This window comes from Streptomyces sp. NPDC001220 (assembly GCF_053597895.1).
The window spans coordinates 1-24029 of record NZ_JBSFJE010000003.1 but is presented as its reverse complement, the minus strand read 5'-3'; the positions used below and the strand labels follow the sequence as shown (position 1 = coordinate 24029).

Sequence of the window (24029 nt, the reverse complement as noted above, 5' to 3'; positions counted from 1 at the left end):
AGGTGACCGACGACCTGAGGTGCGGGCATGGGCAGTGGTACGGAAGCGACGCGCGGCGGCTGGAGCAGGCGCCGGTTCGTCGGTGCGATGGCCGGCGCGGCGGCCGTGGTGGCGGTCCCGGCACCCGCGGCACCGCTCGAGGAGAGCGACCCGGCACCGCGCCCGGCGGCCGAGCCCCCGACGAGGCCGTCCGCCGGCCCGCGCCCGCTCTACCTCGGCACCTACACCTCCGTGGAAGGTGGCGGGACCGGCATCGGCCTGGCCACCTACGCCCCCGACAGCGGCCGGATCACCGGCGCCGGCACACTCACCGGCGTCGCCGACCCGTCGTATCTGGCGGTCCACCCGGACGGCCGGACGCTGTACGCGGTGAACGAGCGCACGGACGGCGGGGTGACCGCCGTACGCCTGGCGGACCGGAAGATCCTCGGCAGCCGCAGCACGGGCGGGGCGGGGCCCTGCCATCTCTCGGTGCACCCGAGCGGCCGCTGGCTGCTCAGCGCCAACTACACCTCGGGCAGTGTGGCCGTCCACCCGATCGACACCACGGGCGCCCTCGGCGACCGCACGGACCTGGTCACGCACTCGAGCCCGGCGCCCGGCCCCGGTCAACAGGGCCCGCACGCGCACCAGTTCATCACCAGTCCGGACGGCGGCCATGTCCTCGCCGTCGACCTGGGCACCGACACGGTCTACAGCTACCGCCTGGACCTCGCCTCGGGCAGGCTCACCGAGGTCGCCCAGGCGCACACCAGGCCGGGGGCCGGCCCGCGCCATCTGACCTTCCATCCGGGCGGGCGGTACGCGTACCTGGCCAACGAGGTGGACGACACGATCGCGGTGTGCGGCTACGACCCGGCCGCCGGCCGGCTCTCGATCGGCGCACCCCAGCCCTCCGGCAGCAGGACGGGCACCACCAACTACCCGGCCCAGATCCTGGTCACCGCCGACGGCGCCTACGCCTACCTGGCCAACCGGGGCGACAACACGCTCGCGCGGTACGCGGTCGAGGCCGAGGGGGCGCGGCTGCGGCTGCTGGACACCGTGCCGGTGGAAGGGGACTTCCCCCGGCAGATCGCGTTCTCGCCGGACGGCCGGCTGCTGTTCGCCGCCGACCAGCGGTCCGGCACCGTGAGTGTCTTCACCGTGGACCCCCGCAGCGGTGGACTCCGGCTCGCGGGCAAGCCGTTCGCGTCACCCGTCGCCGTCTGCGCGCTGCCGCTGTAGCGTCCGCGGGCAGGAGGCGGCGGCACCGGCCTGGGTCAGCAGGACGTGCATGCGCTCGGTGAGCTGGGCGACGTCGTCGGCGGGCGCGTGGAAGGCCAGCCGTACGTCCCCGTGGGCGCGGGTGCGTTCGATGCGCAGGGTCAGTCCGTGCCGGTCCACCGCCAGGGGCTGGACGCGGGTCGCGGCGTGCAGGCTCTCGGGCTCGACGAGCCTGGTGAGCCGCTCGACGGCGTCCGGGTGGGCGTCGGCGAGGTGGGTGAGCAGGTGGGCCTCGGCGCCGGCCAGCGGGTCGGGCCGCGCGGCGGCGAACTCGTCGAGGTCGACGACGACCGCGCCGGACGGCCGGCGCAACACCACACGGGTGGGCTGGAACACGAGGTGTTCGTCGGAGGGCACGAACCAGCCGGCCATCCACAGCCGGGCCCGGATCCGGTTGCGCACCGCGACGGGCGCCACGTCGGCGAACTCCAGCACGGCGGACGGCTCGCCGCGCGGGGCACGGATCGCGGCCGCGAGCAGGGCGCTGTCCTCCGGCACATGCAGCAGCACCCGGCCGTCGTCGGCGACGGCGTGCGCGCCGACGAACTCCTCGCGTCCGCCGTCCGCGGTCACCCTGCACGACCATGCCGTGGCCAGCAGTGACCGGGCCTGTTCGGCCGCGCCGGGGCCGGCCGCCCAGGCCGCCTGTTCGTCACCCATCCCGAACCTCCTTAGGTAAGCCTAACCTAACTTATCGAAGATCGGGGAGTACGCCAAGCACACGGTGCGTGGCGTACGTGAAGAACAGGGTGAGGAACAGGGTGCGCCACAAGGTGAGGACAGGTCACCGGAAGGGGCCGCGACGCTCAGGAGAGGACGCCCAGCAGCGCCCGTGCACACAGGTCCCGCACCTGCTCCCGGGTCAACTCCTCGGTGCGCAGCCACTCCAGGCAGACGTGCGTGGTGAAGGCGAGCCAGCCGCGCACCGCCAGCCGGGTGTCGGGGCGCAGCTCCAGGGCGGGGCCGAACTCGGGGTCGGCGGCGAGGGCGGCCAGGATCTGCCGCTCCTGGGCGGCCTGGGCCTGCCGGTAGACACGACGCACGGCCTGGTCGCCGGAGGCCTCGGCGCGATGGAAGGCGCGGAAGCCGTGCGCGTGGGTGTGGACGTACTCGAGGTAGACGTCCAGGCCCTCGGTGAGCTGCGCACGGGCCGGCACACCGGGTTCGGCCGCCGTCATCCGCAGCATCCGCTCACTCTCCCGCTCCACCACGGCGGCGAAGAAATCACGCTTGGTCGGAAAATAGTGGTACAGCAGGCCTCGGGAGACACCGGCGATCTCGGCGACCTGCTCGATCCACACGTCGTCGTACGGGCTCTCGGAGAAGAGCCTGGCCCCGACCGAGAGGAGCTGCTCGCGTCGTTCCGCGGTGCTGAGTCTGCGGCGGCTGCGCTCACCCTGGTTCGCGACCATGTCCGCACTTTACTTGACGTGGGTTCAACAACAGGATGAGACTGAAACCGCCTATTGAACCCACGTACAACTAGCTCAACCTGCCGCAGCATCGAGGGAGATCGCGCCATGGCGGAGACGGCCACGCAGACGGCGACGGGGGCGGACGGCCCGCTGCCGAAGGGTTTCCGGGGCGCCGAGCAGGGCTGGCCCGAACTGCACCGAATACCGCACCCGCCACGCCGGCTGCCCTTCGTCGGCGACGTCCTGGGGGTCGACCGGCGCACGCCGCTCCAGGACTCGATGCGCTTCGCCGGGCAGCTGGGCCCGATCTTCCGGCGCCGGGCGTTCGGCAACGAGTTCGTGTTCGTGTGGGGCGCCGAACTGGCCGCCGACATGGCCGACGAGTCGCGGTTCGCCAAACACGTGGGCCTGGGGGTCGCCAATCTGCGCCCGATCGCCGGGGACGGCCTGTTCACGGCGTACAACCACGAGCCCAACTGGCAGCTGGCGCACGACGTCCTGGCCCCGGGTTTCAGCCGGGAGGCCATGGAGGGCTATCACGCGATGATGCTCTCGGTGGCCGGCCGGCTGACCGGCCACTGGGACCGGGAGCTGGCGGCCGGCCGCTGGGTCGACGTGCCCGGGGACATGACCAAGCTGACCCTGGAGACGATCGCCCGCACCGGGTTCGGGCACGACTTCGGCTCGTTCGAGCGGGACCGGCCGCACCCCTTCGTGACCGCGATGATCGGCACCCTCACCTACGCCCAGCGCCTCAACAGCGTGCCCTCGCTGCTGGCCCCGCTGCTGCTGCGGCAGGCCGCGCGGCGCAACGCGGCCGACATCGACCACCTCAACGGCACGGTCGACGACCTGGTCGCCGAGCGCCGCGAGACGGGCCGCGGGGACGGCGACCTGCTTGACCGGATGCTGGAGACGGCCCACCCGGAGACCGGGGAGCTGCTGTCCGCCGAGAACGTACGGCGGCAGGTGATCACCTTCCTGGTGGCCGGCCACGAGACCACCTCGGGCGCGCTCTCCTTCGCCCTGCACTACCTCGCCCTGCACCCGGAGGTCGCCGCCAGGGCCGCCGCCGAGGTCGACCGGGTCTGGGGGGACACGCCCGCACCGGCCTACGACCAGGTCGCCAGGCTCCGTTACGTCCGCCGGGTCCTCGACGAGTCGCTGCGGCTGTGGCCCACGGCCCCCGCGTTCGCCCGCGAGGCCCGCGCGGACACCGTGCTCGCCGGGGACCATCCGATGCGCCGGGGCGCCTGGGCCCTGGTGCTGACCCCGATGCTGCACCGGGACCCCGAGGTGTGGGGCCCGGACGCCGAGAGCTTCGACCCGGACCGCTTCGAGGCGAAGGCGACGCGCGGCCGGGCCCCGCACACCTTCAAGCCGTTCGGGACGGGTGCCCGGGCCTGCATCGGCCGCCAGTTCGCCCTGCACGAGGCGACCCTGGTCCTCGGTCTGCTGCTGCGCCGCTACGACCTGAAGGCCGACCCCGGCTACCGGCTGCGGGTGACCGAACGGCTGACGCTGATGCCGGACGGGCTGCGGCTGCGGCTGGAGCGGCGCCGTCCCGCCCCGGCGCCGGTGCCCGTGCCGGACGACACGCGCGCCTCAGCGGGCGGCGGGTGTCCAGTGCACGGGGCGGGTGACTGACGCCGGCAGCCGGGTACCGGCACTCCCCCGGGCCGCGTCGACCTGCGGCTGGGTCAGGAAGAAGGCGCCCGTGAGGTCCGCGCCGGTGAGATCGGCGTCGCGCAGGTCGGCACCGATCAGGTCGGTGTCCCGCAGGTCGGCGCCGGTGAGGTCGGCGGCGATCAGGTAGGCCCCGCGCAGGCTCGCGCCGCGCAGGTCGGCGCCCCGGAGCCGGGCACCCATCAGGTCGGCTCCCCGGCGGTCCTTCTTCCGGCCCCGCACGTCCGCGCGAGCCAGCTCGCTGGCGCGCAGCAGCAGCACGTTGACCCGCTGCCGGTGGGCGGCCACGTCCAGGGCGCCGAGTTCCTCGGGCGTCCCCAGGGCGAGTTCCTCGGTGGCCTCCAGCAGCTGCCCCAACTCACCGTGGACCGGGCGGGCGGCGGGCAGGCCGAGCGCCTCGGTGAGGTACCAGAGCAGTTCGTGCAGCTGCCGTACGACCGGGAAGGCGTCGAACATCCGGCGGGCGTGCTCCTCGGTCCCGGTCCGCCAGTCCTGCCCGCCGAAGGTGACCTGCGAGACCCGCTGCCCGGCGCCGAAGCAGTCGTAGACCGTGCAGCCCGTGAACCCGCGCTGCCGCAGGTCGGTGTGGATACCGCAGCGGTGGTCGCCGCCGAGGTTCCGGCAGGGCCTGCCGGCGGGCTTGCTCACCGCGAAGTCGGCCGAGGCGGTGAACGGCAGAGCGACACAGCACAGACCGAAGCAGTGGGCGCAGTCCCCGCGCAGCACGTGCGGCCTCGGGCGTTCGGATATGTGTTCTGGCATCCGTCCAGCGTACTGACCTGCGGTTCGTCGAGGGACACGGGCGGTGTGCGCGCCGACCGGCACCGGACGCGACGCGCCACCCCCGGAAACTCGACAGGATCGTGCACGTCTCCGGTGCGATCGCTCTAACGTTCCCGCAGCTCAGGCTGGTTGGCTCGAAGGGCCGGATTCCCCACACAGCTTCCACGGAGCATTTCATGGCACTCGACTCGTACGTCGGTCTCGGCCGTTCCGGGCTCAAGGTGAGCCCCTTCTGCCTCGGCGCGATGAACTTCGGCGAGGACGGCGGCTTCGGCTGCTCGGTCGAGGAGTCGGAGAAGATCCTCCAGACCTATCTCGACCTCGGCGGCAACTTCGTCGACACCGCCAACTTCTACACCAACGGCCACTCGGAGGCGATCCTCGGCGACTTCCTCGCCGCCCGCCCCGGCCGGCGCGACCGCCTGGTGCTCGCCACCAAGTTCTTCGGCAACCTGCACCTCGGCGACCCCAACGGCGGCGGCGCGGGCCGCAAGGCGATCGTCGGCCAGCTGGAGGACTCCCTGCGCCGGCTGCGCACCGACTACGTCGACGTGTACTGGCTGCACAACCACGACTGGGCCACACCCGTCGAGGAGACCCTGCGCACCCTCGACGACCTGGTGACGGCCGGCAAGATCCGGTACATCGGTTTCTCCGACACCCCGGCGTGGTTCACGGCCAAGGCCCACACCACGGCGCTGCTGCGCGGCTGGACGCCGGTGACCGCCCTGCAGATGGAGTACTCGCTGCTGGAGCGCACCATCGAGGGCGAGCTGATCCCGCTCGCCCAGGACGCGGGGATGGGCCTGCTGCCCTGGAGCCCGCTCAAGAACGGCTATCTGTCCGGCAGGTACCGCCGCGGACGGGCCGCACCCGCCGACGCCAGGCGGGCCGCGGTCGTCGGACAGCCCAGCGAGGCCCAGTTCACCGTGATCGAGGCGCTCGCGTCCGTCGCCGAGGAGGCCGGCGCGAGCCCCGCCGCCGTGGCACTGTCCTGGGTGCAGCACCGCCCCGGCGTCACCTCCACACTGATCGGCCCGCGCACGCTCGGCCATCTGGAGGCGAACGTCGCCGCCCTCGACGTACACCTGACACCGGAGCAGACGGCCCGCCTGGACGAGGTCTCGGCCCCCGCCCTCGGCTTCCCCCACGACCTCAACCGCCAGGTCGGCGCGATGCTCAAGTACGGGGGCGCCACGGTCGACGGGGTGCCCAGTCCGGTCTATCCGCCGCTGCTGGAGAGCACCGCGCGCTACTGATCCGGGTCCTCGTCCGCTCGTACGTGGGTGAGCTTGGCCGGGTTGGTGACCACGTAGACGCCGGAGACCTGGTCGCCGTCCGGGGTGAGGTCCATGACCATCACGGCGTACGGGGAGTCATCCGTGAACAGCACCGCCGCGTCGTCGCCGTTGACGCGGCGGTACTGCACGTCCAGGCCCCCGGCGCGCCGGGTGGCGTAGCCGGCCAGCATGCGGGCGGCCTTCTCCCGGCCGTGCACCGGGCGCAGTCCGGCCCCCTGCCGCACGCCCCCGCCGTCGATCCACACCGTCACGTCCGGGGCGAGGATCTCCATCAGCGCGTGCAGGTCCCCGCCGAGGGCGGCCGAGACGAACCGCTCGGTCGCCTCCCGGCGGACGCGGGGGTGGGCGCGGTAGCGGGGGCGGCGGGCGTGCACGTGGGCGCGGGCCCGGTGGGCGAGCTGGCGTACCGAGGCGGGGCTGCGGTCGAGCATGCCGGCGATCTCGGTGTGGGGATACCCGAACACCTCGTGCAGGACGAACACCGCCCGTTCCAGCGGGGTGAGGGTCTCCAGCACCACCAGCATCGCCATGGAGACCGTGTCGGAGCGGACCGTGTGGTCGGCGGCGTCCGGGGCGAGGCCGGCGGTGGCGCCGGTGACCAGGGGCTCGGGCAGCCAGGGACCTACGTACGTCTCACGCCGGGAGGCGACGGCCGCCCGCCGGGCGAGCGCGTGGTTCACCGCGATCCGGACCAGATAGGCACGCGGGTTGCCGATCTCCGGCAACGGCGCCCGACGGTTCTTGCCGGACCAGGACAGCCAGGTCTCCTGGAGCACGTCCTCGGTGTCGGCGACGCTGCCGAGCATGTTGTAGACGACGGAGAACAACAGCTCACGGTGGTCGACGAAGAGCCGGGTCGCGGCGTCCGGAGGGCCGTCCCGCCGGTCCGCGGTGCCCGGCGGGACCTCCCGGGCCGGTCCCGCTCCGCCCGTCGCCGGGGTCTCCTCGGATTCGGCTGTCATGCGTCGCCCTCCTGTCTCCCGGACCTCCGGTCCGACGCGTTCAGCTCTGTTCCTCGTAGCCGATGTCGTACCTGGCCGCTATGGGGTTGACCTTGACGGGGTCCAGCCGCCCCTCGGTGAGGACGGCGGGCCCCGCCTCGATCAGGTCCTCCAGATACCTCTCCCAGCCGCCGGGCGCGGAGACCTGCAGGATCCGGGGCGGCGGGTCGGAGGCGCCACGCAGGGCGTGCGGGACGCCACGCGGGAGCAGCGCGAACGCGCCCTTGGGCGCCCGGTGCCCGCGGTCGTCGAACTCGATCTCCAGGACGCCGTCCAGCACGTACACGCATTCGTCCGCGTGCCGGTGGACATGGAGCGGGATGTCCTGGACCAGGGTCACCTCCAGCAGCGAGAACCGCCCCGCGGTGTCCTCGGTCGTCGCCTTGACGGCGAACGCGGGCGGCAGCGGGATCCTGCCGGGCCGGGCGGCACCCGGCGCCAGCAGGACGAAACGGTCTTCGGACATGGGCGAGGCCTGCCGGTGCGGTCCGGTCGGATCCGGGTTCACTTCCTGCCCCCGAAGGCCTCTTTCCGGATGACGTCGAGGATGCTCGGAACGCCTTCCGAGGTGCGCACGTCGACGAAGGCGTGCACATGACGATCGTCGACCGCCTCACGCAGCAGGGCGTTGCCCAGATCCGCGCGCGAGGTGAACCGGCCGGGCAGGCGCGAGGTGGCGACCTGGTAGGAGCTGACGGCGTCGGTGTCGAAGAGACCGGCGGGCCGGACGACGGTCCACCGGTGATCGCCGTCGCGCACGATCCCCTCCATGCGCCGCATGTCCTCGTACACGGTGCGCCCGACGGTGCGGGCGATGGACGGTTCGACCACCTTCCGGAACAGGAAGGTCTCGCCGGGTGCCGCCACGCCGAAGAGCACGGTCGAACTCACACAGACCAGGCGCCGGACGCCGTGCTTCGTCATGGCCTGCGTGATGCGGGTGACGCCCTGGGAGTACACCGTGACGGGCTTTCGGCTGTAGGGCACCCCGAGCGTCGAGATCACCGCGTCCTGCCCGGCCACGGCGCGTTCCACCGCGACGGGGTCGAGCACGTCCGCGCCGGCCACCCGGAGCCGCGCGTCGCCGAGCGGGAACTCCTCGGGGCGGCGGGTGACGGCGGTGACCGTGTGCCCTTCGGCGATCGCCTGCGCGGTGACCTGCCGCCCGGTCGGTCCGTTCGCCCCGAATACGACGAGTTTCACGTCTCTTCCCCTCTCCTGCAGTCTCCCGCAGTCTCCTGCGGACGACTCCGCCGGTGGCCTGGGAGCGCATCCGGCGCAGTCGTCCGACTGGTCCTGCATCTGGGAGGGGCCCGACGGCGACGAGTGTGACATCCCGCCGCCGGGTGGGACGTGGATCACATCTCCGGGGCGGGCAGGTCCAGGTGTTCGAGCCGCGCCGGGTCGGCGAGGATGTACATCTCGGTGATGCGGCCGTCCACGACGGTGACCGCCGAGACCGACAACGGACGGCCTTCGGGCATGGTGACCACGCCGACCGTGCCGTTGACGAGCACGAGCCGCGACCAGACCGAGAACTGCCGGAAGGTGAACGCCCCTTCGGCCACCGACCGGGCCCCGCGCAGCACCTTGGACGCGGCCGCGCCCCGCACCAGCGCGCCCGAGTCCACCCGCAGCACCACATCGGGGTGGAGCACCGCGAGCAGCGCCTCGAAGTCGCCGCTCCGGGAGGCGGCGAGGAAGGCCTCCAGCGCCTGGCGCTGCCGGCCGAGGTCCGGGTCGGCCGACGGGCTGGCCCCCTGCACCCGGCGGCGGGCCCGGCTGGCCAGCTGGCGGGTCGCCGCCGCACCGCGTTCCACGATCGGCGCGATGTCGTCGAAGGGCACCGCGAACATGTCGTGCAGCACGAACGCCAGCCGCTCGGCGGGCTCCAGCGTCTCCAGGACGATCAGCAGGGCGATCCCCACCGAGTCGGCCTCCACCGCCTCCTTCTCGGGGTCCACCTCCGACAACGGCCTGACCACCGGGTCCGGGACGAACGTCTCGTCGATCGGCTGCTCGCGCCGGGCCGTGCGGGAGCGCAGCATGTCGAGGCAGACCCGGCCGACCACCGTGGTCAGCCAGCCGCCGAGGTTGCGGATCTCCTCCGCGTCGGTGCGGCCGAGCTTGAGCCAGGTCTCCTGGACCGCGTCCTCGGCCTCGGCGAGCGAGCCGAGCATCCGGTAGGCCACCGCGCGCAGCCGGTCGCGGTGCTCCTGGAAGCGGCGGGCCAGCAGTTCCGTGTCGTTCATCCGTCTCCCCGTTCGTCGGCCGGGGCGCGCGGCGACGGCCGGGCGCCCTCCCCGCGCACCTTCTTACCAGGAGGTGCGGACACCCCCTGTCCGCGTTCTCCTTCGCGGGGCGTCAGACCTCGTCGCGGGCGAGCGCGAGGAGCCGGTCCAGGACCCGCGGGGCGCCGGCGCGCAGTCCGTCGTGCTCGAACTCGTCGGTGACCCAGGTGCGCAGGCCCCGGACGGCCCGGGCGGTCCGCAGCGAGTGCCCGGCGTCGACGTACATGTCGTCGTGGTAGACGGCGGCGGCGACCGGGACCTCGTTGACGGCGAGCCGCGCCGGGTCGTACAGCGGCTGCCAGTCGGTGCGGGCGGCGAGCAGTTCGGCGGTCTCGCGCAGCGGGCGCAGGGCCGGGTCGGTCTCGAACACCCAGGGGTGGACGGTCTCGCCGGTGAACAGCACCGGGGCGTCGTCGGCGAGCGCCTTGGCGGCGTCGAACTGCGGGAACTCGGCACGCACCCGCTCGGCCGCCCATGCGGTGGGACGGGTGTCCTGGCCGTAGAGCGGCTCGTGGACGAGGGCGTAGAGCGGGTTGCTCGCGTACGACAGCAGGACCTGGGCCTGCTCCTGGAAGGCGTCGGAGAGTTCGGAGCCGGCCGGGGTGCGGACGAAGGCGTCCTCCAGGAGGAAGTGCAGGCGGTGGCTGCCGTCGCTCGTGCCCAGCATCAGGCCGAGGGACTGGAAGGCCTCCACGGTGAGCCGGTAGCCGTTCGGCAGGACCACCTGGTGGTCCAGGAGGTGCCCGGCGATCCGCCGGACCCGCTCGACGTCCATTGGGTAGCGGTCGTAGTGCGCGGTGACCTTGCGTTCGATGCGCGGGTAGGCGGCCCGGTAGACGTCGTCGGCGTGCGCGTCCAGGGACGGCAGGCCGCCGGTGATGAGGGAGGTGCTGAGACCCTCCGGGAAGAACGACAGGTAGGTCACCGTGCAGAAGCCGCCGAAGCTCTGGCCGAGGGTGGTCCAGGGGGCGCCGCCGGTGAGCTGCGGACGGATCGCCTCGCAGTCCCGGACGATCGAGTCGGCGCGGAAGCGGGCCAGGTGGTCGGCCTGGGCGGCGGGGCCGCCGCGCAGCGGCAGTGTCTGCCGGTTGACCGGGGCGGAGCGGCCGGTGCCGCGCTGGTCGAGGAGCAGCACGCGGTACTCCCGCAGGGCCCGGTCGAGCCAGGCCTGCCGCCCGACGAAACGATTCGCCCCGAATCCCGGGCCGCCCTGCAGATAGAGCAGCCAGGGCAGTTCCTCGTCCGCCTTGTCGCTCGCGACCGCCTCCCGGCCGTACAGCTCGATGGTCTCGCCGTCAGGGTCGGCGTGGTCCAGAGGGACGGTGAAGTGGCGGTCGGTGAGGACGACGCCGGGCTGGCGGTAGCTGAGGCTCAACGTTTCTCCCGTGACGGACGGATGGTCGCGACCCAGTTCAGCACACGTCAAGGGCCCGGCCGCCCCCGGGATCATGAAATCGTTACTGAATAGCCGATCAGCGGGCGGCGAGGCTGGAGCGGCGCACCACCAGTTCCGGCTGGAGCACCACCCGGCGGTGCTCGTGCGCCGCCTGCCCCTCGCGCTCCTCGGTCTCCTCCAGGAGCAGTTCGGCGGCCATGGCGCCCATGGTCACGGCCGGCTGGCGTACCGAGGTCAGCGGTACGGCGGCCGCGGCGGCGAACTCGATGTCGTCGTAGCCGACGATCGCCAGGTCGTCCGGGACGACCACGCCTGCCGCGTACATGGCCTGCAGGACACCGAGGGCGAGCAGGTCGTTGGCGCAGAACACGGCGGTGGGCCGGTCGGCGAGGCCGAGCAGCCGGGCCCCCGCGTCCCGCCCCGCCGCGACGTCGAGACGCTCCGTCGGCAGCTCGCGCAGCGCGTCGGGCCCGAGGCCCGCCTCGGCGAGGGCGTTCAGGGCGCCGGTGCGCCGGTCGCGGACCTGGTTGAGCCCGGGCGGCCCGCTGACGTAGGCGATGGACCGATGCCCCGCGTCGACGAGATGACGGACCGCGAGCGCGCCGCCCGCCACGTCGTCGACGCTGACCGAGCACTCGGTGGTGCCCTCCGCGACCCGGTCGACCAGCACGAACGGGATGCCGTGCCGCCGGAAGGTCTCGATGTTGCGGCCGGTCGCGTCCGCCGGGGTGAGCAGGACACCGCGCACCCGCTGTTCGGCGAAGAGCGCCAGGTAGTCGGCCTCCTCACCGGCGTTCTGGGCGCTGTTGCAGACCATCACACCGACCCCGGCCTGCCGAGCCGCCCGTTCGGCGCCCCGGGCCACGTCCACGAAGAAGGGGTTGCCCATGTCGAGGACGAGCAGGCCCATGATCCGGCTGCGGCCGGCGCGCAGCTGGCGCGCGGACTCGCTGCGGACGTAGCCGAGCCGGTCGATCGCCGACTGCACCCGCGCCCGGGTCTCGCCGGCGACGGTGTCCGGGCGGTTGATGACGTTGGAGACCGTGCCCACCGAGACTCCGGCGGCGCGGGCGACGTCCTTGATACCCACCGACTGGGCCATCGGGCGAGACCTCCAGGGAACCGTGGACGACACCTTCACCGCGAGGAAGGGCACGTCCGGAAGAGCTTCACATTACGACATGACTCGCACACCGGCCCGGGTCAGCCGGGCAGGGCGAAGTCGACGACATGGAGCGCCGAGGGGGTCGTACCGCTCGACTTCTCCTGGTACATGAACGACAGCACGTGCTCCGCCCCGACCCGCGTCTCGTCGGTCACGACCTCGCCGAAGGCGTTCAGCTCACTGCCGTCGTACAGCAGTGTCCAGTCGGTGTACCCGGAGGCCCTGGACGCGCCGGCGATCCGGCCGTAGGGCAACACCGCGTAGGCGTTGTCGTACCTGTCCAGGACCAGCTTGGTGCGCTGGCTGGAGTTCAGGGCGACCGGGATCTCGGTCTTCTGCCAGGTGCCGGAGGGGTTCTTGCGGACGTGGAAGGCGCGGCCGTTGGCGGTGCGGTCGCCGACGTAGTTCGTGGTGCACTGGCCGAACCTGCCCGGCACATAGCTGATGATCGCGTGCGGCAGGCCCGTGGAGTCGGTCCACTGGCTCTCCTGGTTCATCAGGGAGTGGTCCGGGTCGAGCGGGTCGACGACGAGGCCCGGGTCGGTGACGGTGACCGTGTCCGGGGTGCCGGTGGTGGCGACCAGGGCGCCGGCGTCGTTGCGCCAGGTGCGGCCACGGTCGGTGGAGTGGACGTAGCCGGTGTCGTGGTTGGTGATGCCGCCGCCGTCGCACATCACGGTGCCGCTCTGCTCCCTCCAGGTGAAGAAGGCGTGCAGTCGTCCGTTCACGTCGTAGTCGATGCCGTGCAGATACATGTTCCGGGCGGTCGACGAGCCGTGCTCGCTCGTGTACGTCCCGCCGGCGCCGGACCACTCCCCCAGCACGGTCCAGCGCGAACCGTCGTACTCGGCGAGCGCGTTGCGGCCGTTCCCGGAGACCCCCACCCGATAGCTGAGCTGAAGCCTCCCCTCGGGCGTGGAGACGAACTGCGGGTAGGTGAACTGCGAGGTCGGTGACACCCCGTCCAGCGATGTCTGTACGGTCCCGAAGGCGGCCGGCGTCCACGCCGTGGCACTGGGGTCGTCCAGCAGCCCGGCGGCCGACTTCACGTAGAAGAAGCCGTCGCTGTGGGAGTCCATGTTGATGTGGAGGCGGCCGTCGACCCTGGAGACGCCCATGGAGATGACGTTGTGGGAGTCGTCGGCCTTCAGCCGGTGGTCGAGGGTGACGGTCGCCCATGACGACCCGCCCGGCGCCCGGCGCCCGATCACCGCGGCGCCGGTCGAGGTGTACCAGCCGGCGTACTGGTGGCCCTTGTAGGTGAACAGGCCGTTCTTCTGGAAGGAGTTGTTGTTGACCAGGCCGTCGTAGGAGACGAAGTAGACCGCCCGGGCGTCGAGCCGGCTGGTGCTCCGCTCGGTGACGGAGGGGCCGGGATCGGCGGCCCGTGCGATGCCCGGCGTTGCCACGCCGGCCAGCATGGCGGTGGTGAGCACGGTACGGCGTCTCATGAGCGGCTCCTGGGCGAGGGGACGGGTCAGGCGAGGTGGAACACTTCGGTGAGCGGTTTCATCGCCTCGTCGGGCCGGGTGCCGGCCGGCGACTCGAAGAAGGGCCCCATGTCGGCCTGCCAGCGGGCGTTGACCTCGGTTTCCGCCATGCCGGCCCGGGCGGCCTCGAAGTCCTCGGTCTCCAGATAGCCGACCAGCAGGCCGTCGTCGCGCAGGAAGAGCGAGTAGTTGTGCCAGCCGGTGGCGGAGAGCGCCGCGCGCATCTCCGGCCACACGGCGGCATGACGTTCCCGGTACTCGGCGATGCGGTCCTGCCGGACCTTGAGGAGGAAACAGACCCGCTGCATCAACGCCCCCTGATGTCCTAGAAGTTGAACTGGTCGATGTTCTTCGCGTCGAACACGGTCGGCTTGCCGAGGTTGATCACGCCGTCCTTGCCGATGGTGTACGTGGTGTCGCCGGCCTTGAAGGTCTCGCCCTCCTTGCCGGTGATCTGCCCGGAGGACAGGGCGACGGCGGTGCGGGCGGCGAGGTCGCCGAGCTTGGCCGGGTCCCACAGCTCGAAGGCGTCGACGGTGCCGTTCTTGACGTACTGACGCATGTCGTTGGGCGTGCCGAGCCCGGTCAGCTCGACCTTGCCCTTGTACTTGGAGCCGGACAGGTACTGGGCGGCCGCCTTGATGCCGACGGTGGTCGGGGAGATGATCCCCTTGAGGTCCGGGTACTGCTGGAGCAGGCCCTGGGTCTGCTGGAAGGACTGCTGGGCGTCGTCGTTGCCGTAGGCGACCTTGACCAGCTTGACGTTCTTGTACTTCGGGTCCTTCAGCTCCTCCCTCATGTACCCGATCCAGGTGTTCTGGTTGGTCGCGGTCTGCGCGGCGGACAGGATCGCGATCTCGCCCTTGTACCCGATCTGCTCGGCGAGCAGCTGCACCTCGGTACGGCCGAGGTCCTCGGCGCTGGCCTGCGAGACGAAGGCGTTGCGGCAGCCGGCGTTGGTGTCGGAGTCGTAGGTGACGACCTTGATCCCGTTGCTCATGGCCTGCTTGAGCGCGGTGCACAGGGCGCCGGGGTCCTGGGCGGACACCGCCATGGCGTCGACCTGCTGCTGGGTGAGGGTGTTGACGTAGGAGACCTGCCCGGAGGTGTCGGTGGCGCTGGAGGGCCCGACCTCCTTGTACTTGGAGCCCAGCTCGGTGAGCGCCTTCTCGCCGCCCTTGTCGGCGGAGGTGAAGTAGGGGTTGTTGACCTGCTTGGGCAGGAAGCCGACGGTCAGCCCCTTCTTGAGGGCGGCGTTCGGATCGGCTTTGGCGGTGGAGGTGGCCGCCGCCGACTCGTCACCGCCGGAGTTGTTCTTGGTCGTACCGCCGCAGGCGGTGGCGGCGAGGGCGAGGGAGGAGACGGCGGCGAGGGTCACACAGGCACGCCGGAGGGATGACTTACGCATGACGGGTTCCTTTTTCGGTAACGGCTGTGGAAGCGCCCTTTCTTGGGGGCGCGAGGAACTGCGCGACCAGCCACATGCGGCCCGCAGCAATCAGACGGCCTTCGCACCCCTGTGCCGAGCCGACGAGATCTGCCGGGCGACCCGCGGCCCGAGCACCGAGACGACGAGCAACACACCGGTGACGACGATCTGGGACTGCGCGGACACGTTCAGCAGGCTCATCACGTTCTGCAGCGCCCCGAGGAGAAACACCCCGGCGATCGCACCGCCCAGCGTGCCCCGGCCACCGTCGAAGTCGATGCCACCGAGCAACACGGCCGCCACCACGCTCAGTTCCAGCCCGGTCGCGTTGTCGTACCGCGCACTGGCGTAGTGCAATGCCCAGAAGATCCCGGTCAGGGACGCCATCAACCCGGTGGCGACGAACAGGATCAGCTTGTTCCGCTTCACCCGGATCCCGGCGAACCGCGCCGCCTCCTCGCTCGCCCCGACCGCGAACAGCGACCGCCCGAACGGCGTGGCGTGCAGCACCACCACGGCGATCACGAGCAGCACCAGGAACGGCAGGAAGGCCCGCGGCAGGAACGTGCCGCCGAGCCGGCCGGCCGCGAAGTCGAGGTACTGCGTGGGGAAGTCGGTGACCGCGTCCGAGCCGAGGACGATCTGCGCGATGCCCCGGTAGGCCGCGAGCGTGCCGATGGTGACGGCCAGCGACGGCAGGCCCAGCCGGGTCACCAGCAGACCGTTGACCAGGCCGCAGACCACGCCCAGCAGCAGGCAGAGCGGGATGATCGTCTCGATGGCCATGCCCTCGTTCCAGAGCCTGCCCATGACCGCGCCCGAGAGCCCGGCGGTGGAGGCGACCGAGAGGTCGATCTCGCCGGCCACGACCAGCAGCGTCATCGGCAGCGCGATCAGGGCGATCGGAAGCGTGTTGCCGATCAGGAACGACAGGTTGAGCGAGTTGCCGAAGCCGTCCACGAAGCCGAAGGAGAACAACAGCAGCACGACCAGCAGGGCGCCGACGACGGTGTCCCAGCGAATCGCACGCGTCAAGGACTCAGGCATGGCTGGTGCTCTCCTTGCTGATCGCGGTCCTCTTGGGGGCCGACTTCTTCTTCAGCGCGGCCGCCACCCGCAGCGCCACGACCCGGTCGACGGCGATGGCGAGCAGCAGCAGGAAGCCGTTGATGGCGAGAACCCACACGGAGCTGACCCCGAGGGCCGGCAGCACGCTGTTGACGGAGGTCAGCAGCAGCGCTCCCAGTGCGGCGCCGTACACGCTCCCGGAGCCGCCCGTGAAGACCACGCCGCCGACCACCACGGCGCTCACGACGGTGAGTTCGAAGCCGGTGCCGGTGCCGGAGTCGACGTTGCCGAAACGGGCCAGGTACATGGCCCCGGCCAGTCCGGCGAGTCCGCCGCAGAAGGTGTAGGCGGTGAGGATCCGCTTGCGCACCGGGATGCCGGCCAGCCGGGCCGCCTCCGGGTTGGAGCCGAGGGCGTACAACTCCCGTCCGCTGCCGAAGTGCCTGAGGTAGTAGGCGGTGGCGACCAGGACGGCGAGGGCGATCAGCGCGAGCCAGGGGACGGCCGACAGCCCTCCCGAGCCGAAGTCGTTGAACCCGCCGGGGAGATCGGCGGCCGTGATCTGCCGGGAGCCGACCCAGATGGAGTCGACGCCCCGGATGATGTACAGCGTGCCGAGGGTGACGACGAGTGCGGGTACCTGGCCGAGGCTGACGAGGAGGCCGTTGAGCAGCCCGCAGCCGACGCCGAGCAGCACGGCCAGCACGATCGCGACGACCGTGTCGCCGCCGCCGTGCAGGTAGTCGCCGGCGGCGAAGGCGGTGATGCCGAGCGTGGAGCCGACGGACAGGTCGACGTTCCTGGTGATCACCACCAGGGACTGGCCGGTGGCGACCAGCACCAGGATGGTCGCGTTGAGCAGCAGGTCCTTGACGCCCTGCTGGGAGAGGAACTGGCTGTTGCCGGCCTGGGTGACGGTGATCATCACCAGGAAGACGACCAGGATGGCGAGTTCGCGCATCTTGAAGACACGGTCGACGAGCCGGGTCCCGCTGGACTCGGGCGTCTCGGCGACGGAGGTCTGTTCGGAGGTGGTCACCGTCATGCGGCGGCCCTCCCCACGGCGGTGGTCGTCATGCGGCGGCCCTCCCGGTCGCTGCGGCCATCACGGTTTCCTCGGTGGCGTCGGAGCGCGGGATCTCGGCGGTGATCCGGCCCTCGTGCATCACCAGCACGCGGTCGGCCATGCCGAGGATCTCGGGCAGGTCGGAGGAGATCATCAGGACGGCGACCCCGTCGGCGGCCAACTCGCCGAGGAGCCGGTGGACCTCGGCTTTCGTACCGACGTCGATGCCCCGGGTCGGTTCGTCGACGATCAGCACCTTCGGTCCGGTCGCCAGCCACTTGGCGAGGACCACCTTCTGCTGGTTGCCGCCGGAGAGCGTGTTGACGGTGTCGGCTATCCGGGCGTACTTCACCTGGAGCTTCACCGCCCAGTCGAGGGAGCGGCTGCGCTCGGCGCCGCGGTCCATCAGACCGGCCCTGACGGTCGTACGCAGTCCGGTCAGGCCGATGTTCCGCTCGATGGACATGTCCATCACCAGGCCCTGGGCGCGCCGGTCCTCGGGAACCAGGGCGAGACCGGCGGACATCGCGACGGAGGGTGCACCGTTGGTCAGCTTCCGTCCCCTGACCTCGACCTCGCCCGCGTCCCAGCGGTCGACGCCGAACACGGCCCGCGCGACCTCGGTGCGGCCGGCCCCGACCAACCCGGCGAGGCCGACGATCTCACCGGCGCGCACCTCGAAGGAGATGTCGGTGAAGACGCCCTCCCGGGTCAGCCGCCGTACCGAGAGGGCGACTTCGCCCACCGGCAGGTCCTGCTTGGGGTACAGCTCGTCCAGGTCGCGGCCGACCATCCGGCGGACCAGGTCGTCCTCGGTCATGCCGTCGACGGGCTCGCTGGCGATCCGGGCGCCGTCCCGGAGGGTGGTGACCCGCCGGCAGATCTGGAAGATCTCCTCAAGCCGGTGCGAGATGAACAGCACGGCGGCGCCCTGGTCGCGCAGGGTGCGGACGACACCGAAGAGGCGGGCGACCTCGCTGCCGGTGAGGGCGGCCGTCGGCTCGTCCATGATCAGGACCCGGGCGTCGAAGGAGAGCGCCTTGGCGATCTCCACGATCTGCTGGTCCGCGATGGACAGGCCGCGGGCGGGGCGGTCGGGGTCGAGGGCGACGCCGAGCCGCTTCATCAGGGCGGCCGTGGCCGCGCGGGTGGCCTTGTGGTCGATCCGGCCCAGCGCCCGCCGGGGCTGCCGGCCCATGAAGATGTTCTCGGCGATCGACAGGTCGGGGAAGAGCGTGGGTTCCTGGTAGATCACGGCGATTCCGGCGTCGCGGGCGTCGCCGGGGCCGTGGAAGACGACGGGCTCACCGTCGAGCAGTACCTGACCGGTGTCCGGTCGGTGCACCCCGGCGAGGGTCTTGATCAACGTCGACTTGCCCGCGCCGTTCTCCCCGGCGAGGGCGTGCACCTCGCCGGGGAACAGCTCCAGGGAGACGTCCCGCAGGGCGCGGACGGCGCCGAAGGACCTGGAGACGTCCCGCAGCGCCAGCACCGGGGCCGGTCCCGTGTCGGACGGGTGGGTCATGGATGGCTCCTCGACGACACGGCGAGACGGTCGGCACCGACCCCACAGCGTCGTGAAAGGTTTCAACTGGATTGCCGGGACCGTAGGCACCACGGGCATGTCACGTCAATGGGTCCGTATCGAAAAAATTTCGATAGCCTAAGGTCACGGCCGAGTCACGGAAAACCGGATTGGCCGGAGTGCTTGACACCCCTTCGAGAGGCTCATACTTTGCCGTTCTGAATCGTTTCACCGTACATACTCCAGGAGCTCCCAAGTGACCGACCTCGCCGCGGTGAAGGCCGCGCTGAAGACCCAGGCCGTCGAGACGCCGTCGTGGGCGTACGGAAACTCGGGGACCCGTTTCAAGGTGTTCGCCCAGCAGGGCGTGCCGCGCTCGGCGAAGGAGAAGCTGGACGACGCGGCACAGGTCCACGCGGTGACCGGGGTCGCGCCGACGGTGGCGTTGCACATCCCCTGGGACAGGGTGGACGACTACGCGGATCTGGCCGGGCACGCCGGGAAGCAGGGGCTGAAGCTGGGGGCGATCAACTCCAACACCTTCCAGGACGACGACTACAAGCTGGGCAGCATCTGCCATCCGGACGCGGCGGTGCGCCGCAAGGCCGTCGGCCATCTGCTGGAGTGCGTCGACATCATGGACGCGACGGGGTCCCGCGACCTGAAGCTCTGGTTCGCGGACGGCACCAACTACCCCGGGCAGGACGACATCCGGGCGCGCCAGGACCGGCTCGCGGAGGGGCTGGCCGAGGTGTACGCGCGGCTGGGTGAGGGGCAGCGGATGCTGCTGGAGTACAAGCTGTTCGAGCCGTCCTTCTACACGACCGACGTACCGGACTGGGGCACGGCCTACGCCCACTGCCTGAAGCTGGGGCCGAAGGCGCAGGTCGTCGTCGACACCGGGCACCACGCGCCGGGCACCAACATCGAGTTCATCGTCGCCACGCTGCTGCGGGAGGGGAAGCTCGGGGGGTTCGACTTCAACTCGCGGTTCTACGCGGACGACGACCTCATGGTCGGGTCCGCCGATCCCTTCCAGCTGTTCCGGATCATGTGCGAGGTCGTGGGCGGGGGCGGGTTCACCTCCGAGGTGGCCTTCATGCTCGACCAGTGTCACAACATCGAGGCGAAGATCCCGGCGATCATCCGCTCGGTGATGAACGTGCAGGAGGCGACGGCGAAGGCACTGCTGGTGGACCGGGGCGCGTTGGCCGCCGCTCAGGCCGCGGGGGATGTGCTCGGTGCGAATGCCGTGCTGATGGATGCGTATGACACGGATGTGCGGCCGTTGCTGCGGGAGGTGCGGGCCGAGATGGGGTTGGACCCCGACCCTCTCGCGGCGTATGCCCGGTCCGGGTGGGCCGAGAAGGTTGTCGCCGAGCGGGTTGGCGGGCAACAGGCGGGGTGGGGTGCGTAACCGCCCGCTCTAAGCTGTTTCGTCTCGGGCTGCGGGCCGGATGTGGCTGGTCGCGCAGTTCCCCGCGCCCCTGAAGGGGCGCGCCACTCCCCCGTATCTCGAGAGATCAGGAACCTTCATGCCCAGCCATCCCGAAGCCGCCGCTCTCCTCGCTCGTGCCCATCGGCTCGGTGCCGATCCCCGGAACACCAACTACGCCGGCGGGAACGCCTCCGCCAAAGGCACCGCGGCCGATCCCGTCACGGGTGGTGATGTCGAGCTGATGTGGGTGAAGGGGTCCGGTGGGGACCTGGGCACCCTCACCGAGTCGGGGCTCGCCGTACTGCGGCTCGACCGGCTCCGGGCGCTCGCCGGTGTCTATCCGGGTGTCGAGCGCGAGGACGAGATGGTCGGTGCCTTCGACTACTGCCTGCACGGCAAGGGCGGAGCCGCTCCCTCCATCGACACCGCCATGCACGGGCTCGTGGACGCCCCGCACGTCGATCATCTGCATCCGGACTCCGGGATCGCGCTGGCCTGTGCCGCCGACGGGGAGAAGCTGACCGCCGAGTGCTTCGGGGACTCGGTGGTGTGGGTGCCGTGGCGACGGCCCGGGTTCCAGCTGGGGCTGGACATCGCGGCCGTGAAGGCCGCCAACCCGCAGGCGGTCGGGTGCATCCTCGGCGGGCACGGGATCACCGCCTGGGGCGACACCTCCGAGGAGTGTGAGCGCAACTCGCTCCACATCATCCGCACCGCCGAGGCCTTTCTCGCCGAGCGCGGCAGGCCGGAGCCCTTCGGGCCCGTCGTCGCGGGGTACGGCGCGCTGCCGGAGGCCGAGCGGCGGGAGCGGGCCGCCTCGCTCGCGCCGTACGTACGGGCCCTCGCCTCCCAGGACAAGGCACAGGTGGGGCACTTCACCGACGCCGAGGTCGTCCTCGACTTCCTGGCCCGGGCCGAGCACCCGCGGCTCGCCGCGCTGGGGACGTCCTGCCCGGACCACTTCCTGCGGACGAAGGTACGGCCGCTCGTCCTTGACCTGCCGCCGACCGCACCCCTCGCCGAGACCGTCGCCCGGCTCCGGGAGCTGCACTCCGCCTACCGCGAGGAGTACGCCGCCTACTACCGGCGGCACGCCCTGCCCGACTCCCCCGCCCTGCGCGGCGCCGACCCGGCGATCGTGCTGGTGCCCGGCGTCGGCATGTTCAGCTTCGGCAAGGACAAGCAGACGGCCCGGGTCGCGGGCGAGTTCTACGTCAACGCGATCAATGTGATGCGCGGCGCCGAGGCCGTGTCGGCGTACGCGCCGATCGAGGAGTCGGAGAAGTTCCGGATCGAGTACTGGGCGCTGGAGGAGGCCAAGCTCCGGCGGATGCCGGGGCCGAAGGCGCTGGCGACCCGGGTGGCGCTGGTGACGGGGGCCGGCAGCGGGATCGGGAAGGCCATCGCGCACCGGCTCGCCGCCGAGGGGGCCTGTGTCGTCGTGGCCGACCTCAACGCCGAGGGTGCCGCCGCCGTCGCGGAGGAGCTCGGCGGGCCGGACAGGGCCGTCGCCGTCACCGTCGACGTGACGGACGAGGAGCAGATCGCCGCCGCCTTCCGGGCCGCCGTGCTGGCCTTCGGCGGGGTCGACCTCGTCGTCAACAACGCCGGGATCTCCATCTCCAAGCCCCTGCTGGAGACTTCGGCGAAGGACTGGGACCTCCAGCACGACATCATGGCCCGCGGCTCCTTCCTGGTGTCGCGGGAGGCGGCCCGGGTGATGATCGCCCAGCGGCTCGGCGGTGACATCGTCTACATCGCCTCGAAGAACGCCGTGTTCGCCGGGCCCAACAACATCGCCTACTCGGCCACCAAGGCCGACCAGGCCCATCAGGTGCGGCTGCTGGCAGCCGAGCTGGGCGAGCACGGGATCCGGGTCAACGGGGTGAACCCCGATGGTGTGGTGCGCGGGTCCGGGATCTTCGCCGGGGGGTGGGGGGCGCAGCGGGCCGCCGTGTACGGGGTGGAGGAGTCGAAGCTGGGCGAGTTCTACGCGCAGCGGACCATCCTCAAGCGTGAGGTGCTGCCCGAGCACGTGGCGAACGCGGTGTTCGCGCTGACGGGCGGGGAGCTGACCCACACCACCGGGTTGCATGTGCCCGTCGACGCGGGTGTCGCGGCCGCGTTCCTGCGATGACCGGCTCCAGGTCCTGTGCGGCGGTCGACCTCGGCGCGTCCAGCGGCCGGGTCATGGTCGGCCGGGTGGGCCCGGACTCGCTCGAACTGACCGAGGCACACCGGTTCGCCAACCGGCCGGTACGGGTGCCGGAGGGGCTGCGCTGGGACGTACTCGCCCTGTACGCCGGGGTGCTGGAGGGGCTGCGGGCGGCGGGACCGGTGGACTCCGTCGGACTCGACAGCTGGGCCGTGGACTACGGGCTGCTGGACGCCGACGGAGCGCTGCTCGGCAACCCGGTGCACTACCGGGACGCCCGCACGGAGGGCGTCGCCGAGAAGGTGTGGGCGACCCTGCCGGCGGCGGAGCTGTACACCCGCACCGGGCTCCAGTACGCACCCTTCAACACCCTCTACCAGTTGGCGGCGGCGCGTTCGAGTGCCCAGTTCGCCCAAGCCGAGCGGCTGTTGCTCATCCCCGACCTGCTGTCGTACTGGCTGACCGGCGAGCAGGGCACCGAGCTGACCAATGCCTCCACCACCCAGCTGATCGATCCCCGGACGCGCGACTGGTCGTACGAGGTGGCGGACCGGCTGGGGATCGACCTCGGGTTGTTCGCGCCGCTGCGGCGGCCCGGGGATCCGGCCGGGGTGTTGCGGCCCGAGGTCCTCGAGGAGACGGGGCTCGGCGGGCCGGTGCCGGTGACCGCGGTCGGCTCGCACGACACCGCGTCGGCGGTGGCCGCCGTACCGGCGGTAGGTGAGCGGTTCGCCTACATCTGCACCGGCACCTGGTCGCTGGCCGGGCTCGAACTGGCCGCGCCCGTGCTGACCGAGGAGAGCCGGGCCGCCAACTTCACCAACGAGCTGGGGCTGGACGGCACGGTCCGCTACCTGCGCAACATCACGGGTTTGTGGCTGCTCCAGGAGTGCGTACGGGCCTGGGGCGACCCGGATCTGGGCGGGCTGCTGGGGGAGGCGGCCGGCGTGCCGGCACTGCGGTCGGTGGTGGACGCGGGGGACGCGGCCTTCCTGGCCCCCGGCCGGATGCCGGAGCGGATCGCCGAGACGTGCCGGGCGTCCGGGCAGCCGGTGCCGCGGACTCCCGGCGAGATCACCCGGTGCATTCTCGACTCCCTGGCGCTCGCCCACCGGCGGGCGGTCACCGACGCACAGCGGCTCGCCGATCACCCGGTGGACACGGTGTACGTGGTGGGCGGTGGTACCCGCAACACGCTGCTCTGTCAGCTCACCGCCGACGCCTGCGGGCTGCCGGTGGTGGCGGGTCCGACGGAGGCGGCGGCCCTCGGGAACGTGCTGGTCCAGGCCCGTGCGCACGGTCTGGTCGGCGACCTGGCCGACCTGCGGCGGCTGCTCACGCGCACCCAGCCGCTCACCCGGTACACACCGCGCGGCGGCACCGCCCGCTGGGCGGCGGCAGAGGCACGACTCGCCACACGGTGAACCGGGACTCCCGCTGACCGCACCGGCCCATTACTCTGCACTCATCCGATGATCGACCGCGAGGAGCCGTGATGCGTGTCGCCCTGTTCCTGACCTGTGTCAACGACACGCTGTATCCGGACACCGGCCG

At 71.6% G+C, this 24029-nt stretch carries 21 protein-coding genes; 6 read left to right on the top strand and 15 right to left on the bottom strand.

From position 1 onward, the window contains the following. Positions 1-27 precede the first annotated feature (27 nt). On the top strand, positions 28-1227 hold the full coding sequence (locus ACWDGI_RS08140; protein WP_450756580.1) for a lactonase family protein: 1200 nt from the start codon (positions 28-30) through the stop codon (positions 1225-1227). On the opposite strand, the gene ACWDGI_RS08135 is transcribed toward ACWDGI_RS08140, so the two are convergent. After that, complete coding sequence (locus tag ACWDGI_RS08135; protein ID WP_450756578.1) at positions 1195-1926, bottom strand: DUF2470 domain-containing protein; 732 nt, start codon at positions 1924-1926, stop codon at positions 1195-1197. The genes ACWDGI_RS08140 and ACWDGI_RS08135 overlap by 33 nt on opposite strands. A gap of 146 nt (positions 1927-2072) precedes the next feature. After that, positions 2073-2678 carry a TetR/AcrR family transcriptional regulator gene (locus tag ACWDGI_RS08130; protein ID WP_450756576.1) on the bottom strand — a complete coding sequence of 202 codons (606 nt, stop codon included), beginning with the start codon at positions 2676-2678 and terminating at the stop codon, positions 2073-2075. A 108-nt stretch (positions 2679-2786) separates the two neighbouring features. On the opposite strand from ACWDGI_RS08130, the gene ACWDGI_RS08125 reads away from it, so the two are divergent. After that, positions 2787-4328, top strand: a complete 1542-nt coding sequence (locus ACWDGI_RS08125) for a cytochrome P450 (protein WP_450756574.1) — start codon at positions 2787-2789, stop codon at positions 4326-4328. Here ACWDGI_RS08125 and ACWDGI_RS08120 read toward each other — a convergent pair. Then, positions 4287-5129, bottom strand: a complete 843-nt coding sequence (locus ACWDGI_RS08120; RefSeq protein ID WP_450756572.1) for a pentapeptide repeat-containing protein — start codon at positions 5127-5129, stop codon at positions 4287-4289. The two genes, ACWDGI_RS08125 and ACWDGI_RS08120, sit on opposite strands and share 42 nt — an antisense overlap. A gap of 197 nt (positions 5130-5326) precedes the next feature. Here ACWDGI_RS08120 and ACWDGI_RS08115 point away from each other — a divergent pair, with 197 nt between their 5' ends. Further along, positions 5327-6409 carry an aldo/keto reductase gene (locus ACWDGI_RS08115; RefSeq protein ID WP_450756570.1) on the top strand — a complete coding sequence of 361 codons (1083 nt, stop codon included), beginning with the start codon at positions 5327-5329 and terminating at the stop codon, positions 6407-6409. Here ACWDGI_RS08115 and sigJ (ACWDGI_RS08110) read toward each other — a convergent pair. The 12 genes from sigJ (ACWDGI_RS08110) to ACWDGI_RS08055 all read right to left on the bottom strand — a co-directional run bounded on the left by sigJ (ACWDGI_RS08110) (position 6403) and on the right by ACWDGI_RS08055 (position 18882). Continuing rightward, the gene (sigJ, locus tag ACWDGI_RS08110; RefSeq protein WP_450756568.1) at positions 6403-7413 is read right to left on the bottom strand and encodes an RNA polymerase sigma factor SigJ; all 1011 of its coding nucleotides are present in this window, start codon (positions 7411-7413) and stop codon (positions 6403-6405) included. The two genes, ACWDGI_RS08115 and sigJ (ACWDGI_RS08110), sit on opposite strands and share 7 nt — an antisense overlap. 40 nt (positions 7414-7453) lie before the next feature. Then, a complete protein-coding gene (locus ACWDGI_RS08105) occupies positions 7454-7918 on the bottom strand; it encodes a cupin domain-containing protein (protein WP_450756566.1) in 465 nt (154 codons plus the stop codon). Between the two features lie 38 nt (positions 7919-7956). Continuing rightward, complete coding sequence (locus tag ACWDGI_RS08100; protein WP_450756564.1) at positions 7957-8655, bottom strand: NAD(P)-dependent oxidoreductase; 699 nt, start codon at positions 8653-8655, stop codon at positions 7957-7959. Positions 8656-8810: 155 nt separating this feature from the next. Then, on the bottom strand, positions 8811-9704 hold the full coding sequence (gene sigJ / locus ACWDGI_RS08095; RefSeq protein ID WP_450756562.1) for an RNA polymerase sigma factor SigJ: 894 nt from the start codon (positions 9702-9704) through the stop codon (positions 8811-8813). Between the two features lie 112 nt (positions 9705-9816). Further along, on the bottom strand, positions 9817-11118 hold the full coding sequence (locus ACWDGI_RS08090; protein WP_450756560.1) for an alpha/beta fold hydrolase: 1302 nt from the start codon (positions 11116-11118) through the stop codon (positions 9817-9819). Positions 11119-11215: 97 nt separating this feature from the next. Further along, positions 11216-12241: a LacI family DNA-binding transcriptional regulator gene (locus ACWDGI_RS08085; protein ID WP_450756558.1), complete on the bottom strand. Its 1026-nt coding sequence runs from the start codon at positions 12239-12241 to the stop codon at positions 11216-11218. Positions 12242-12342: 101 nt separating this feature from the next. Continuing rightward, on the bottom strand, positions 12343-13755 hold the full coding sequence (locus ACWDGI_RS08080) for a BNR repeat-containing protein (protein ID WP_450756556.1): 1413 nt from the start codon (positions 13753-13755) through the stop codon (positions 12343-12345). Positions 13756-13781: 26 nt separating this feature from the next. Next, a complete protein-coding gene (locus ACWDGI_RS08075) occupies positions 13782-14102 on the bottom strand; it encodes an L-rhamnose mutarotase (protein ID WP_450756554.1) in 321 nt (106 codons plus the stop codon). A 17-nt stretch (positions 14103-14119) separates the two neighbouring features. Further along, complete coding sequence (gene rhaS, locus ACWDGI_RS08070; RefSeq protein WP_450756552.1) at positions 14120-15202, bottom strand: rhamnose ABC transporter substrate-binding protein; 1083 nt, start codon at positions 15200-15202, stop codon at positions 14120-14122. 90 nt (positions 15203-15292) lie between these two features. Then, the gene (locus tag ACWDGI_RS08065; RefSeq protein ID WP_450756550.1) at positions 15293-16270 is read right to left on the bottom strand and encodes an ABC transporter permease; all 978 of its coding nucleotides are present in this window, start codon (positions 16268-16270) and stop codon (positions 15293-15295) included. Further along, positions 16263-17336, bottom strand: coding sequence for an ABC transporter permease (locus ACWDGI_RS08060; protein WP_450756548.1), 1074 nt, complete (start codon positions 17334-17336; stop codon positions 16263-16265). Before ACWDGI_RS08060 ends, ACWDGI_RS08065 begins: the two co-directional genes overlap by 8 nt. A gap of 28 nt (positions 17337-17364) precedes the next feature. Beyond that, the gene (locus tag ACWDGI_RS08055) at positions 17365-18882 is read right to left on the bottom strand and encodes a sugar ABC transporter ATP-binding protein (protein ID WP_450756546.1); all 1518 of its coding nucleotides are present in this window, start codon (positions 18880-18882) and stop codon (positions 17365-17367) included. Between the two features lie 256 nt (positions 18883-19138). Here ACWDGI_RS08055 and rhaI point away from each other — a divergent pair, with 256 nt between their 5' ends. The 3 genes from rhaI (at position 19139) to ACWDGI_RS08040 (ending at position 23899) form a co-directional block, all read left to right on the top strand. After that, positions 19139-20299, top strand: coding sequence for an L-rhamnose isomerase (gene rhaI, locus ACWDGI_RS08050; protein WP_450756544.1), 1161 nt, complete (start codon positions 19139-19141; stop codon positions 20297-20299). Positions 20300-20417: 118 nt separating this feature from the next. After that, positions 20418-22457, top strand: a complete 2040-nt coding sequence (locus ACWDGI_RS08045) for a bifunctional aldolase/short-chain dehydrogenase (RefSeq protein ID WP_450756542.1) — start codon at positions 20418-20420, stop codon at positions 22455-22457. Next, positions 22454-23899, top strand: a complete 1446-nt coding sequence (locus ACWDGI_RS08040) for a rhamnulokinase (protein WP_450756540.1) — start codon at positions 22454-22456, stop codon at positions 23897-23899. Before ACWDGI_RS08045 ends, ACWDGI_RS08040 begins: the two co-directional genes overlap by 4 nt. Positions 23900-24029 lie beyond the last annotated feature (130 nt).